This is a genomic window from Diplocloster agilis (genome assembly GCF_019042275.1).
GTDB classification, from domain to species: domain Bacteria; phylum Bacillota; class Clostridia; order Lachnospirales; family Lachnospiraceae; genus Diplocloster; species Diplocloster agilis.
The window spans coordinates 48,511-64,202 of sequence record NZ_JAHQCW010000029.1 but is presented as its reverse complement, the minus strand read 5'-3'; the positions used below and the strand labels follow the sequence as shown (position 1 = coordinate 64,202).

Sequence of the window (15,692 nt, the reverse complement as noted above, 5' to 3'; positions counted from 1 at the left end):
GCCCAAGCCCTGCTGCTATTCTGCTAAGACTAATTCCATACCTAATTCAACGTCTCATCCAGTTCCGCCACGATCTGGTCTGCCGTCTTACTTCCATCGTGCATGGCCGCGTACTTTCCGCCGATTTCCATTTCCACATCACTGCCCCACAGGGAGCTCATGGCGCAGGTCTGATAATCCGCCTGGGCACACTGCTTGCAGGCTTCCGCCAGCTTGCGCACGACCGGATCGGCGCTTTCGTCATTGATATACTGATCATAATCCAGTCCCAGATATGCGGGCATCGCCAATACTTCGGTGAAGATACGCTCGGATACCTCAGGGCTGCACATGTACTTCACGAACGCTACGGCTGCTTCCTTCTGGGCGTCACTTAACTTGTCGCTGATGACGTATCCGCAGGAGGCGGACATGATCGCCGCATGTTTCCCGTTCTCGTTGGTCGGGAACACAGCCGGTTTCACTACCGCGGGATCGATCTTAAGGCCGTCGCCCACGAAGCTGCTGGCTTCCCACACACCGTTGAACAGCATGGCCGCGTCACCGTTTAAAAAGTCGTCCCGGTAGGATTCCGAGTCAGCCGCGCCAAAATAGGCGGTGTCGATCTGGCTAAGAGCGTGTTCCGCTACAAAATCAACCGTACCCTTAAATGCGTCATTGTCAAAAGTGGTCAGCGGTGTGTCAATAAAATCCCGGCCCTCCTGGGTACCCAGAAGATGAGCCATAAACATAATATTGGTTGGCCAGCCCTGATTCAGCGAGACCGGCGTCTTAACGTCGGGAGATGCCTTTAATTTGTCAAACGCCGCTACGAAATCATCCCAGGTCTGCCATTTATCCGGAGTGTCCGCGCCGGCTTTGTTAAACAGATCCTCGTTATACCAAAAGCCCATAGTTTCTAACTGCTCCCGGACCGTGTAGATTTTGCCGTCCACCAGGTTCTGGTCATAGTTCACGCCCACACCTGCCTTGAAGTCGGGATCCGCATCGATATAAGGCTTCAGATCCATAATGAGTCCCGCTTCACTGGCCGCCGGCACCACATTCCAGCCTCCGGTCTCCACGATATCCGGGAAACTGCCGCTGGCTATTTCCTGTATACACTTGTTGTATACGGCTTCGGGATCTCCCTCCACAGGTACCGGTTTGAAGATAAACTCGTCTTTGTGCATCTCGGCAAATTCGTCGAACAGCGCGCGCATGGCTTTTGCATCTACGGCGTCATCCTGGTAGTAATGATGATAGAAAGTGATTGTGGGTAACTCTTCACCGTCTTTTTCTTCGGCGGCAGCCGCCGCAGGCTTTGTGCCGTCCTTACTCTCCCCGGATTCCTCCGCCGGTTTGCTCTGGCAGCCGGCCAACAGACCGCAGGCAAGCATCAGTGACAGGATACACGCTAACATTCTTTTCATAAATAAAACCCTCCTTTTATGTATTTCGATAACCTAATGGTATCTTTTTTCCTACATAATTGGGAGGGTTTTCCTTGACGGGAAGTTGCAGTATTTTGTTATATTATTTCAGTATAGTTTTAAAAAACAGCTCAGTATTTGTGAACTTTTTTAAAACTTGCGATTTATTGACCTGATTGTTCGACATCCCGCTGTGATTTTTGCGCTAATTCCGTCATTTGCTGTGCCATTTCCACAGGGGTGATTTTTCCGTACATTAACTGCGGATAAAGCTTCGAGCCTTCATTGTAAACCGCCGGATACCACATGGCCTGATAGTCCTTTATCTTGATCTTCGCATCTTTGGCGGCTTCCAGCATGGCGTACATCAACGGGTTCTCCTGCCGGAGCTGCCCCTGCAGATCCACCTCGGGATTCACCGGAACCGCCTTGATCTCCACGGCGATGCGCTCCTGGACTTTCGGGCTGCACATGAATTTGATAAATTCAGCCGCCGCTTCGATCCGTTCAGGACTGTTGTTTCCCACTACATACCCGGGGGATGCGGAGGAGTATACCGTGGCATTGGGATATATGGCCGCCCCCACTTTATCCGTGAACCCGGGCGGCACCTTTTCCGGGTCGGACAGATCCAGCGCAAGCCACGCTCCGTTGAACAGCATCGCCGCGTTGCCGGAAAAAAATTCACTCTCCGCCATACCGTAGTTGGCCGTAATGGCGCTTTCCGGCGCATAACGCCGGAAGCAGGTCTGTATCTGCCCCAGCGCGTCCACCATGCCGGGGCTGTTATAATCCGTGGGATGATAGGTCTGCATGAATTCCGTTCCGCCGGCGCCGTCGCTTCCCACCATCGCTCCCAGCAATATATTGGTAGGCCAGGCGCTTTGGCGCGTATCCAGCGCCATGGGATGAATCCCGCAGCCGGCCAGTTTTTCACAGTTGTCCCAGAACTGGGGCCAGGTTTCGGCAGGCTCGATTCCCGCCTGTCGGAACAGTTCTTTGTTATACCAATAACCGATCACATTTTTCTGCGCGGTGATGGAGCTGAGTTTTCCATCCACCACATTATCCCTTAGATTCTCTTCCCCTATCCACCTCTTAAACTCCGGATCGGCTTCCACATAGGGCATGAGATCCGCCACTTTATCCGCGTCTTTCACAAGGGAGGATAGCTCATAGCCGGACGTGTCGATCAGATCCGGCATTTCACCGGAGGATATTTTAATCCGCACATGGCTGATCAGGTTCTCAAGGCCCGGCACCACTTCCACGCGAAGCGTGATTTTTCCCGCGTACTGTTCCTGAAATTCTTCGATCAGCTGGGTCATGATCTCATTATTCTGATCCATATTATTCCACCGGCAAAGTAAAATCTCAACCGGCTGGCTCTCTTTGTCCACCGCCGACGCATCTGCCGCGCCGGCGCTCTTCTGCCCGCAGCCGGCCAGCATCAGAAGCGCCAGGGATATGACCGGTATCCACAGCCGTCTCCTCATAGAATCACCGTCCTCTTTTTTCTATCTTAGCACATTCCCATGAAAAGGGAAAATCCTTTGCGTAACGGAATTTAATTTATGATATAATGTCGATAGATATTATAGTCAGCCGGGAAGGAGAAACCGTCATGCATAAAAAAGAAAAAACCGGATTTCCGCTTTTATCTTCTTACCGCGGCAAAATGCTGATTGCCGCCATGTTCCCTGTCCTGCTGCTGATGATCGCTTCCCTGGCCTATATGAGCGTAACCGTCCGTAATATTTTACAGCAGAACTTTGAAAAAGATCTCGGGCTGTATCTAAGCCAGGTGGACGATAACTTTTCCAAGCAGTTAAGCACCCTCTATAACTTAAACATGCTTCTTGTCTCCGACGAACAGCTGACCGCCGATCTGAAGGCGGATCCTCTGACCCCCGGCACCTACGAGGCCGCCGCCCAGAAGATCCGGCTGGAAGAACAGCTGGAGAATTCGGCGATCGTGACTACCTATTCCCTCGCCACGGTGGACAGCGGCTCGCTGCTGGAACGGTTTTACCTGTTCCGGGATCAGGACACCTGCTTCAAGGCCATGTTCCGAAACCGGGGCGCCTATGAAAATGATTTTGACCATTTCTTTCTGGAACGTTACAAGGAACACATCTTTGAAGGCGAAAACAGCCAGATGGGGCTAACCGACGGAATCCTGTGGTATGCCTTTGATTTTACAGATCCGGACACCGACCGGGTGCTCGGCACCCTTCTCTATCACATCAACGCCGAAGTGCTCCGTGAAATCCCGGACAGTATTATGGAGTACGACGGGGCTATCTGGCAGATCAGTACGGACGATGGGGAATTATTGCTCTCCAACCAGGATTCGGCTTTGATACCCGCCGCTTCCGGGGATGGAACGATCTCGGAGCAGACCGTTTCAGACACCCGTTACCTGGCCAGCCATTATCACATCTCACAGTTTGGCCTTACGCTTTCCCTGCTGGTCCCCCAGGCTCAGACACAGTTAGCCGCCGCCCGCAGCACCACCGTATATGTGCTTATCCTGCTGGCTCTGGCGGTCCTGGTTCTGGCTATCTGCGCCGCTATCGTCTACAAAGTGACCACGCCCTTTAATGACCTGGTCCAGAGCATCGGCCGAATCGAACAGGGCGACCTGCAGGCAAAGCTTCCGCAATACAAAGACATGGAGTTTCAGGAACTGAGTCATGTGTTCAATTCCATGACCACGAAGATCGATCATCTGGTCAATGATGTTTATCAAAAGCAGCTGCTGGTCACAGAGGCAGAGTTAAAGTCCCTGCAGGCTCAGATGAATCCTCACTTTATGTTCAATGTGCTGAATACCATCTCCATACAGGCCCAGATGGACGGCAATGAAAATATCAGCCAAATGGTCTGTACCCTGAGCCAGCTCATGCAGGCCAGCATTTCCAAAAACGGAACCGAAAAAGTAACGCTCTCCCAGGAACTGGAGTACGCGAAGTTCTATGTGGCCCTTCAGAACGCCCGTTTCGACGGGAAAATAGAGTATCAGGTAAACTGTGCCGTACCCTCCCTGTTGGACTGCTACATTCCGAAGCTCACCTTGCAGCCGCTCATCGAAAACGCGGTGGTGCACGGTCTGGAGCCTAAGTACGGGGAAGGGCATCTGGCGGTAAATATCTATGCGGACGCATCCTCCATCTATATCGACGTGTTGGATGACGGCGTGGGCTTTACGCCGGATCAGGTGGATCTGGAGCTGAGTGAAGACGCGCCGGCGCAGCCGGGGCATAAACGGATTGGACTTGTGAATTCCCATAAAATCATAAGGCATTTTTATGGATTGGGATATGGGATTAACGTAATATCATCGCCCGGCAACGGATGCCGCGTATCCCTGCATATCCCCATAGACCGCCCGGTGAAAGGAGAGAAAAACCCATGTACAGAATCGCCATTGTAGATGATGAAGCCATCGTCCGGAAAGGGCTGATGAATCTGGTATCCTGGGCCGGCTTAGGCTGCCAGGTTGTCTGTGAGGCCTCCGACGGGCAGGATCTGCTGGATGTCATCGACCGGGTTTTGCCGGATATCGTGATCACGGATATTAAAATGCCCCGAATGGATGGCCTTGCGCTGTGCGCCTGGCTGCACGAGCACCGGCCGGAAACCCAGATCATCATGCTCACCGCTTACGCGGACTTTGAATACGCCCGTCAGAGTATGAAATACGGGGTTACCGACTATGTGACAAAGAGCGGAGGTATGAAAGAGGTTACCAATGCGGTGCGGCGCGCGATTGAACAGATGGAAGAGCGCCGCCTGCTTCAATCAAAGGCGGAGCTTCACAAAGAGAATCTGGAGACGCTCCAGCAGACTTTTCTTAAAAATGTATTTGACGGCCTCTGGGCCGAACAGAACGCCCTATACAGCCGCGCGGAGCAGCTGCATCTTCATCTGTCCGCCCACAGCGTGCTGTGCATGGAGTTTGATATGGACCCGGATTCCCTGGAATCCGACGGGCTTAAGACCCTGGAACCGGTATGTGATTTTCTGATCCTGGCCTTCAAAGACTATCAGTGCTGGTGCGTTCCTCTGAGCGGTACGCAGCTGGCCGTCGTGCTGGCGTCCGGGTCAGAGGCCGATCTGACGGCGCATTCCCTGGAAAGCATCTGCCGCAAACTGCTGCAGGTCTTACATAATATGCTTGGCTGCCCCATATTCATAGGCGTTGGCCCTGCCGGCACTTCCCTGCCGGAGCTGGCTTCGACCTACCAGCATGCCCAGGAGGCGCTGAACCGGCGCTTTCTGGAGGATGAGAGCCATCTCTATTTTTATGCGGAGGACGAGCGTGTCTCCCCGGAAGGTTTCGCTCCTGTCAATGAAGCCATGGACCGGCTGATCACAGCCATCGGAAGCGGCGACCTGCAGGAGACGGAAAAACGGTTACAGGAACTGTTCGACCTGCAGAAACAAAACCATATTCCGGCGGAGATCTTAAAAAGCCAGGCCATGACCATCAACGCCGGCTGCGGCCGGCTGCACGCGGAGCACAAACTGGCCCCCGATAATATTTACCAAAAGGAGGTTGCGTTCTACCAGTCCGTTACCGCCTGCCGGTCCCTGGAAGAATATAAGCGTCTGCTCGCCCCGGTCGTCCTGGAGACCTGCCGTCAGCTGCAGGCCTCGGCGGAAAAAGATGATCCTGTTTTCCTGGCAAAGGAGTATATCCAGCGGAATTATGTCCGGGATATTAATCTGAATGACATCGCGGAACAGATTCATGTGACCCCCAGCTATCTGTGCCGGCTGTATAAAGAGTCCACAGGCAGCACGGTGATGGCCGATGTGAACGCCCTGAAAATAGACCGGGCCAAGTATCTGCTGCGCCAGCCCGGTGAGACGGTACAAAGTGCGGCCCTGGCGATTGGCATGGAGGACGCGGCGTATTTTTCCCACTTTTTTAAAAAACATGTGGGGATGTCTCCCAGAAAATTTCAGCAGCAGGAACGCCGTCCTTCCTAGTCCTGAAGAGATTGCATCAGTTTTTCATCCGACATGGGCCGGGCATAATAATATCCCTGGATATACTGAAGCCCGGATGCGGCTATGGCCTTTTGCTCCGCCTCTGTCTCCACTCCCTCGGCCACGACCACCAGCCCATTGATGGACGCCATGTCCACGATGGTTTTTAACAGCTTGTACTGCTTGGGCTGGGTCAGTATTTGCTGGGTCAGGGAACGGTCAATTTTGATAATGTCCACCGGGAGATTGGACAGGTAATTCAGGCTGCTGTATCCAACGCCGAAATCATCCAGCGCGATATGGGCGCCGGCCTGTCTCAGCTTCTCCAGCGTCTTTGACGCCCGGTCGATGGACTGGATCAGGATGCTTTCCGTGATTTCCAACGTAATCCTGTTGAGGTCCACCCCGGTAGAACGGATCAGTTCCAGCAGATGCCCGGCGCTGTTATCCAACAACAGCTGCTGCACCGAGAGATTGATACCGATACGCTGAACGCCTAATCTATCCCCCTGCTCCTTCATGAAAGCGCAGGCTTTCGTCAGCACGTAATCGCCCAGTTCTTCCACGATTCCATTGCGCTCGGCCAGTGATATAACCTGGCCCGCGGAAAAATATCCGCCCTTTCCGTCCGGCAGGCGCACCAGCGCTTCCGCCGCGCGGTACCGACCTTCTTCCAGCAGCATGATCGGCTGATACCAGACCTCCAGCGTCCCGTTCCCAATGGCTTCTTTCATCCTGCGCAGAATATCGGCTTCCGTGCGTATGATCTCCTCCAGCCGCTCATTATAGATGGCGATCAACTGATCCGACTCCTTGGCAAAGCGCAGGGCCGACTGGATATGGTCCAGAAGAGTCCCCGGCGTTTCCCCGTGTTCCGGATAAAGGCAGGCCGCGATGCGCACCTGCAGAGGGAAGGACAGACTCCCCACCATAATGGGAACGGCAAACAATTTTTGCAGCCGCAGGACAAAGGACTCCGCGCCTTCATTGGATAGTGACACGCCCAGGAACACGTCTCCGTTGATACGATAGACGTACGCTCCAAAAGGACGCGACAGCCGGCGCAGCACCTCATGCAGAATCTCATCCCCTATGTTGGCGCTGAACAGTTCGTTATACTGGCTGAAGGAACAGATATCCAGGCAATACAGGCTGAACCGCCTCTTCTTATCATAGGAAATCAGCATATTGGCATCCCGGAGAAACTTCGGCCTGTTACCCACATGGAACATGGGATCGGTATAGGCCAGCTGTTCCACTTGTTTGCGGTACTGGTTAAAGGTCTTGGACAGCTCCATCATATCCATGTCCGTATACTCGTCAAACGTCACATCGTTCTTTCCCTCAATGAGCTGCCGGCACTTCTCTGTCAGCTTACGGATAGGAGATTCCTGATCCACCCGGTGATAGTATGCGCAGATCAGTTTGGACAGCTCCTCTTCCGCCCCGCCGCTGCCCGGCCGGCAGACGGCGTATTGGTAACGCGCCATCAAAAAGCTCTTTTCCCCGTCGATCCGCACCTGCATCAAAAGCTCCAGCGACAGTCCTTTCGCAAAGTCTTCCCGCTGCTGCTCCTCCATTTTCTCCTGCACCGCTACGACATAACCGCCGGCATCCAGCCTCCCCGCTATATAGGGGCTGTGGATATAATCGTCCATCCGGGGCCGGATGTTTTTGAGAAAAGCGGCCTCCTCCTCCGGTCCGATCAGCCGGATCGCCTGCGTATATCCCTCGATGGAAAAATAGAATAGCATCACATCGGTGCCTGTATCGCTCAGCCAGCCGTCCAGAGCGGCGGTAAATCCTTTCCGGTTATATAGTCCGGTATCTTTGTCCTCATAGTCTGTCTTCCGCATGGTGCGGTTCAGCACGGTATTTCTGTATATCAGGCGCGCCATGAGAAGCAGGAAAGCGGCAAGCAGCACGCACAACAGGCTCAGGCCCAGCCGCTGGCCCGAACTGAGCCAGCCGTCCGCCGGCTGGATGCTGAGCGTCCATTCGGTGGGCAGATAGAAATTGGTCTTTTGTGCCTGTGAAAAATCCGTGTCTGTGCGGGACCCCGCAATAACCTCCTTATTCCCGTTCTGCGGTTCCACACGCCAGAGTTCGTAGTCATACCCCTTCGCATATAACTCATCCAGTCCCATCTGCCCAAACACATAGTCTTTATCCAGCGCCACGGCCACCAGGCCCATATACGCGTCTTCCATAAGAATGGGCTGCAGGAACAAAAATACCTCCTCCTGTCCGGTGCCATTCTCCAACAGAACCGGGCCTTCCACCACGAGATCTTTGACTACCTTGGCCAAGGTATATATATAGGAGAACTCCTGCAGGTCCCGCCCCACCAGATTGCCAAATTTGTCCTGGGGCAGGGCGCTTGCCATGACATCCCCCTTAAACAGGCACACCAGGCGTACCTCTTCTCTCTTAAGCAGAGGCTCCGCCGCGGTATGGAACCAGTCGGAAGGATCTATTTGTTTTTTCTCCATTACATACGCTGTCCGGGCCAGAGCGTTGGCTTCGTTCATAGTTCCCTGCATCTGCAGCAAAATCTTTTCTCTGTAGTAAAAGAGGATATTTTCCGCCTCTTTTTCACGAGTGTCCCGGATGGACTGGCGAAGCAAAAGCCCCGAAGAGGCAGTAATGGCGAGAATCAGCAATATTGCCATAAGGTATTTGAACCGCTGTTTCATCAATCTTTTCATACATTCCTCAATTCCTATGGATGTGATAATATCCTTTTCCATTCTGTTTCACATAATAAAGGGCTTCGTCGGCATCGGCGATCAACTGTTCCAGCTCCGTCCCCGGCCGATATACGGCCACGCCGATGCTGCACTGAACCTGGATGCTCTGTCCGCCCGATTGCACGCTGGTCTGGAACCGAAGTACGAGTTCGTTCAGAACACTGCGCAGTTCCTTTTCATCATCCAGACTGGTCAGCAGCATGACAAATTCGTCCCCGCCGTACCGTCCCACCACGCCGTCATATTTTTTCTCGTATTCCCGGAGTATGTACCCGATGCTTTTTAACGCGATATCGCCGCCCGCATGTCCGCAGCTGTCGTTGATATATTTCAGATTATCCATATCCGCAAAGCACAGGGCCTGGACCTTATTGCGGTCCGCCTTCCTAAGCAGGGCGTCCGCCTGGTTCATGAATACGGAGCGGGTCACCACGCCGGTCAGGCTGTCGGATAATCCGTTGCTCGTCAGACGCAGAACCTCCTGGAAGTCCACATCCTCCGGCCTTTCGTTTTGATAAATACTGTTTTCCAGTTCCTCCACGGAATGCACCAGCATATCCACGACCTGCATCTGGCCGGCAATATACCGCCGCACAAACAACAGCAGGCCGATACAGATCAGAACCGTCAGTCCGGCCACCAGGATCAGCGCCGGAAGCGTCTCTGCGAACGTGGTCCAGAAATTAACCGCGCATAAAATATCCCAGCCTGTATTCTCCACCCGCTGATAGGTGGTATAGTAAAGGCTTCCATCCTGAAAACTCCAGAACGAACCGGGCTCGGCGGCCAATAGCTGTTCCTGCAGGCGGTCCGTTGTGGTGCCGAACAGCATGCCCTTTCGCAGCCCATCCATGATGGAATCCCCGTAGGGAAGTCCGGCCGTGGAAGACATAATCTGACCCTGGGAACCGATCAGCGTCACTTCAGAACTGCTGGCCTGCGCCGACTGGCTCAGAATATCAACCACCTCGTCGAAATAGATCGCACTGAACAGGCACCCCGTGATCTTATTTTCAGCATCAAACAGCGGCACCGCCACCGTATAATTTAACGTAACTCCATCCGCTCCCGCGGCAAAGCTGTCCGTCACCTGCCTCTGCCCGGTGGAAAACAGCCGCTGCATGTAGTCCCGGCTGGCCAGGCTCGCCGGCTCGGAGCCGTCGGAATACACGATAATCTGGGAGTCCACATAGCATATCATCAGATATCCAAAATAAGGGCTCATCTGGTCCAGCTTTTTTACCTTATCGATGGGCGGGATATCCGGATCATAGAATTCAGGCAGGCTCGCCAGGGATTCCAGCAATTCAATGGTGCCTGTGACCCGCTGGGATATCTGCGCATGGCTTGCAACCAGGGACGCCCTGGCGTCCGTTTTCATCCGTCTGACGGAAAGGACGCCTCCGCCCAGCAGGACAATCACAAATATAGCTGCGCAGAACACTACGCTATACCGGGTGATGGGCGCAAAGGAAATTTCCCATTTTCCATTTTTATTATTATTCTTTTTCTTTCTTTTCATATATCTGCCTTCCTTTCGGCGGGGCTTTATCTCCATAGCGATTTCCCGTCATACACCAGCATGGCTGCATCCCAATAACCCAGCCGCCTGCACTCCTCCATAATCAGCCTGCGGATCTGTTCAAACACATTTACCGCTGCCATTGCAAACCGTTCCGCGTCGCCGCTTTTTAACAAATCAGCCGCGTTCATACATTGGCGGTAAATAAGAATATTCTGAGGATTCTTATCCGGGCTGATCAGCTTGGGTATGCTTCTGCCGATACTGAGATTCCATGCCAGCATCCGGTAGATAGACTGCAGCGCATGGTACCCGGCATGCTCCGCGATAAAATCAAGCAGGGTACGCGGAATGAGCTGATGCTCATATGGCTGCTCCCACTGTCTGTTAATATCCTTCCGAAGCTGCTCCACCTCTTCGGGACGGGCTTGGACCGCCGCGTGAGAGGCGACTCTCTCCACTGTCAGGGACAATAATTCCAGGCTGTCCAGATAGCGCCTTACATGACATGCGATAGATTCCGGGGAAATCCGTATTTTTTTGAGCCCCTCCAGATCCATCTCCACGCAGATCCCCCGGCGGGGCGCCGTCGTCACTACGCCCCAGTCCTGCAGCATCCGTACCGCTTTCACAGTGGTATCGCGGCTGACTCCATAGATCTCCTGCAGCCGGTCATGGGTTGGCAGCCGGTCACCGGGCTGATAGCGGCCTATGGCGATCAGTCCCAGCAGGTCCAGGCAGACCGTGGAATACCGCTCCTGCACCAGACTGAACCTTCGTTCCAGTGTATCCGTCTTGGCCAGCAGAGGGCAGGGCGAAACCATCTGTAAAAATTGGCGGTCTTCCCCCTGGCCCGCCGCCCTCTTGTAGGGACCAAATATCTGCTCCAGTTCTGTTTCCTGGGGTTCTCCGCCGCTTTTTACCGTCTGAAAAAGGTTCTTAATATGGGAACAGTACCGTATCCGGTCTTCCGGCGAACTCTGCGGAGGTTCTTTTTCCTGAAAACCCAGACTGTCCACCGTCCGCAGAAGAAGTTCATTTTCATTTCTGGCAATGAAAAAGCGCCAAAGCCGGTTGCAGAGCTGCCAAAATTCATCCGGCTGTTCCGGGTCCATATGCGCAAACAGCGCTTCCGGCGTCTCCCAGTCACTGCCGCTACACAGACGCATCCCACGCAGATAGATGGGATAGCACAAAAGCCTGCCCGTCTGAATCAGATCATTCACCTGTGTAGCGTCCGCCTTCCTGGCGTTTAACAGCGCCCGGCCCTGGGGCGCGGCAAAGGCAGAGATCACGGTGGGTCTTTTCCTCGCCGTAATTTCCAGGTATCCGTCCTGTGCCAGCAGTTCCAGCGCACGTCGGATCGTCCGCTCCGACGTATTGTATTCCTTGCACAGAACGGAACGTCCGGGCAGCCTGGTTCCAACCGGGAGGATACCGCATTCAATTTTGTTTTTCAGCCGATGATACGTCCGCTCATACTGTATTACGTCATTTTTCATATAAGTACCCACCCAGCTCCAAAGCTTCGTTACAGCTCCCGTCAATGGCCGCAGCCGCTTCTTCCGGAGATTTTTTGCCGCTAAGCAACTCTTGTATTTGAATATAAAACACATCCCGCACACCCTGCCAGTTCAGATTGTCCTGTACATTGTACACGGCATTGGACATATTATCCCCGTATGCCTTCAGCATCCAGATCTCATCCTGATGCTCATCGATAATGGAATGCCGCACCGGCAGCGTCCCCAGGGTGTACTGCATGATCTCTTCGTCTGAATAGAGAAAACGCAGGAAATCCTTGGCCACGCGGATCTTATTCTCGTCCCCGTTGTCAAGCAAACATAATCCGTTGGAGGAGGCGGTACAGTATCCCTCCCCGGACAGGCTGGGGAAATTGGCAATAAATACATCTATCCCGCGGTTCCTGCTATCCCAAAGGTTCGTCAGATTACCCATACAGATGGCAAGCTGTTCGTTATAAAACAGGTTTACGCAGTCCAGCAGCTCCAGGTTCTCGGCTCCAAGGGGCGTAATCCCCTGTGCATCCAGCTCCTTGATCCACGTAAGGGCCCGGATGCCTTCCGGCGTATTCACGGCAAAACGGCCGTTTTCGTCAAACAGCCGGCAGCCGTAAGCGCGAAGCAGCGTCATGATATGGCTGTCACCCTGATTATTAGCGGCATACATCATAAACGCAAATGTATTTCCATCGGTAATAGAGTCCTTAAGCTCCCCGCATATGTTGTTGAAATCCTCCGTGGACCAATGCGCGACCTGATCCCCCTCGGGTAAATATTCCTGCAGCCCGGCGGCCTGCATCATGCTCCGGTTCACCATCAGCGTGTTTTGAAGCTGGTGAAACGGTATCGTATACACATGTCCCCCAATGGTATTCTGCTTCCAGATCGATGCGTCGATATCCGCGCGCAGTTCCTCGTCAACCACATCCTCCAACGGTAACAGCCAGCCTTTCTCCGCATACATCGGTATGTTATAGGAACCGGCAAAGAACAGATCGGCGGCCTCCGGCGTGCCGTATTTGTCGGCAATCTGTTCTTTTTCGTCCAGATAGTTATAGCGGCTGATCTTAAATTCCACGTCGTACTGATCATACTGCTCCCGGAAACGTTCCGACGCAGCCACGAGCATATCGTAAGCTTCTGCCTCGCCCACGCCAGGCACTTTGCCCAAGCTGATGGGCGGAGTCTTGATGGTGAGCGGCACTTTCTCCGTTTTCACTTCCCCGCGCATCTGGCAGCCGGTTAAAGTGAAGCATAAGAAAACGGCAAGCAGAGCGCACAGCAGACGGTTTCTTCTCATGTCACATCCTCCCTTTTCCTTATATGTTTCATCTTATTAAGCAGCAGTTTGATATCCAGCGGTTTCGTGGCCACATCATCGATCCCTGCAGCCAGCGCCATCTCGATATCCTCGCGGAACGCGTTGGCGGTCATGGCAATGATCGGAATCCGCGCCGCATCGGGCCGGTTCAGGGACCGTATGCGCCGTGTGGCCTCATACCCGTTCATCACCGGCATCTGGATATCCATCAGGATCAGGTCGAAATAATCCGGCGTACTGTTCTCAAAGGCGGTCAGCGCCTGTTGGCCGTCACAGGCCTCCGTCAGCTCACAGCCCTGGTCTTCCAGAATAGATACGATGATCATCCGGTTGATCTCATTATCTTCCGCCGCCAGAATACGTTTCCCGCTCAGGGACCACTCCGTTTCTTCCGCCGTCTCGCCGGTTAATTCCGCTTCACCGGAAGGCTTCGCCACGGGGAAGGGTATGTGAAAGGTGAACACCGTCCCCTCTCCCAGCTTGCTTTCCACTGAAATGGCGCCGCCCATCTTCTCCACCAATGTCTTGCTCAGGGTAGTGCCAAGCCCCGTCCCCTTTTGGGAGGCGATCCGCCTTTCCTGCTCAAAGGGAAGCCATATCCGTTCCAAAAATTCCTGGCTCATACCGCAGCCGGTATCCGCCACCTGGAACATAGTGTCCGCCGTTTCCCCGGATATCTCCTGGCTGACGCTCAGGGTGATCTCCCCTCCATCCGGTGTAAATTTTACCGCGTTGCCTAGCAGATTGGTCAGGATCTGCTTGATCCGCAGCGCATCCCCGCGCACAAAAGGTTCCGGCAGCTTCCGGTAGTCTATGTGAAACTTAAGCCCTTTTTGGTCGGTCTGGTTCTCCAGCAGAATCTTCACCTCTTCTATGACTGCGGTCAGATCCATCTCTTTTGCGTAGATTTCCAGCTGTCCGCTCTCGATCTTAGACATATCCAGCACATCGGTAATTACACTTTGAAGAAAGGAAGTGGAAACCTCCGCTTTTTTCAAATAGGATTTTAACTTCTCTTTGTCGTCCAGATTCTGGCGCATCAAATATTGCAGCCCCACGATCCCGTTGAGGGGCGTGCGGATCTCATGGCTCATATTTGCCAAAAACGCGGACTTAGCCTGCTCGGAAGCCCGGGCAACCTTCACCGAGTTCATACTGCGGTAGAAAAAATAGGTAATGGACAAAATCAAGATCCCCAGTACAAAGAAAAACGGAAGGGAACGGTTGATCAGTGTCCTCACCTGTTCCACCGTCACCTGCGTAGAGACACGGACCACCAGGTACCAGTCGTTGCCTCCGTGATGGTCCAGGGATTGGAACAGCGTGTAATACGAGCTGCCGTCCAGGCTGTACTCGGCGAACAGGCTTTCCCCCCGTTCCACCGCCTGGCGGCATGCCTCAAAAGAACCTCCGTTTTTAAATTTCGCATCCTTCAATGGATTCAGAAAATTATTATCTGTTGTGTTATATTGCTGGCTGGCCGTGATGATATCGCCGGACTTCTGCATGACAACGGCGGCGCCCTTCCCGTCGAAGCTTTCCAGCTTCATTTGATCCCCTATCTCTTCGATGGATACCAGTCCCACCGCTCCGATTATCTTTTTACTCCCGCAGGAGACAGGTTCCGCCAGTTGAACGCCATAGACCAGATACTCTCCCCACCGTTCCCGGCTGACTTCATCATACCTGGTCACAAAATCACCTCCAGTCTGTTGAAATTCGTCTGCCCACGGCATATCCTGCATGGTGGACATCAGATAGGAGCTGCTGTAAACCATGCCGTCCGATGTGATCAGATAAAGTATATCAAAGGAAGTCGTGCTGGCCTCCACTCCAAGAGTATATATAACATCTTCTATCTGACTATCCCTGGCCGCCTCGATTCGTTTTAGCAAGGATCGGAGATATTCCCTCTTACTATCGATCTGATTCACAATGTTCAAATGATCGTGATCCGCAATCTGTTCCATAAAAGAGAGCGTCGTGGAATAAACCGCCCGCTCGATACTTTGATAGTACAGCCAGTAACCGCCGCCCAGGACTGTAAAGGATATAAGCAGAATCAAAGCCCACGCCCACCAGCGCCGCACGATTTTCTCCATCCTCTTGTGCATCTTTCTATCTCCTTTTAAGTTTTCCTTTGTACTGGGCTGTGGGATAGCTTTG

The 15,692-nt window shown here is 53.3% G+C and carries 9 protein-coding genes; 2 read left to right on the top strand and 7 right to left on the bottom strand.

The window, feature by feature from the left end; all coding sequences use genetic code 11:
- Positions 1–41: 41 nt before the first annotated feature.
- Together KTH89_RS16410 and KTH89_RS16405 are read right to left on the bottom strand one after the other, a co-directional pair.
- Entirely contained in the window at positions 42–1,412 is a 1,371-nt protein-coding gene (locus tag KTH89_RS16410; RefSeq protein ID WP_158345323.1) for an ABC transporter substrate-binding protein, read from the bottom strand.
- Between the two features lie 164 nt (positions 1,413–1,576).
- The gene (locus tag KTH89_RS16405) at positions 1,577–2,908 is read right to left on the bottom strand and encodes an ABC transporter substrate-binding protein (RefSeq protein ID WP_158345322.1); all 1,332 of its coding nucleotides are present in this window, start codon (positions 2,906–2,908) and stop codon (positions 1,577–1,579) included.
- A 128-nt stretch (positions 2,909–3,036) separates the two neighbouring features.
- On the opposite strand from KTH89_RS16405, the gene KTH89_RS16400 reads away from it, so the two are divergent.
- Entirely contained in the window at positions 3,037–4,848 is a 1,812-nt protein-coding gene (locus tag KTH89_RS16400) for a sensor histidine kinase (RefSeq protein WP_238722417.1), read from the top strand.
- Entirely contained in the window at positions 4,827–6,410 is a 1,584-nt protein-coding gene (locus tag KTH89_RS16395) for a response regulator (protein ID WP_238722416.1), read from the top strand. The genes KTH89_RS16400 and KTH89_RS16395 overlap by 22 nt, the downstream gene beginning before the upstream one ends.
- On the opposite strand, the gene KTH89_RS16390 is transcribed toward KTH89_RS16395, so the two are convergent.
- The 5 genes from KTH89_RS16390 to KTH89_RS16370 are packed head-to-tail and all read right to left on the bottom strand — an operon-like array spanning position 6,407 to position 15,640.
- Positions 6,407–9,118, bottom strand: coding sequence for a bifunctional diguanylate cyclase/phosphodiesterase (locus KTH89_RS16390; protein ID WP_238722415.1), 2,712 nt, complete (start codon positions 9,116–9,118; stop codon positions 6,407–6,409). The genes KTH89_RS16395 and KTH89_RS16390 overlap by 4 nt on opposite strands.
- Positions 9,119–9,125: 7 nt before the next feature.
- Positions 9,126–10,682, bottom strand: coding sequence for a sensor domain-containing diguanylate cyclase (locus tag KTH89_RS16385; RefSeq protein ID WP_238722414.1), 1,557 nt, complete (start codon positions 10,680–10,682; stop codon positions 9,126–9,128).
- A 26-nt stretch (positions 10,683–10,708) separates the two neighbouring features.
- Positions 10,709–12,184 carry a GntR family transcriptional regulator gene (locus KTH89_RS16380; protein WP_238722413.1) on the bottom strand — a complete coding sequence of 492 codons (1,476 nt, stop codon included), beginning with the start codon at positions 12,182–12,184 and terminating at the stop codon, positions 10,709–10,711.
- A complete protein-coding gene (locus tag KTH89_RS16375; RefSeq protein ID WP_238722412.1) occupies positions 12,174–13,505 on the bottom strand; it encodes an ABC transporter substrate-binding protein in 1,332 nt (443 codons plus the stop codon). The genes KTH89_RS16380 and KTH89_RS16375 overlap by 11 nt, the downstream gene beginning before the upstream one ends.
- Complete coding sequence (locus tag KTH89_RS16370) at positions 13,502–15,640, bottom strand: ATP-binding protein (protein WP_238722411.1); 2,139 nt, start codon at positions 15,638–15,640, stop codon at positions 13,502–13,504. Before KTH89_RS16370 ends, KTH89_RS16375 begins: the two co-directional genes overlap by 4 nt.
- Positions 15,641–15,692 lie beyond the last annotated feature (52 nt).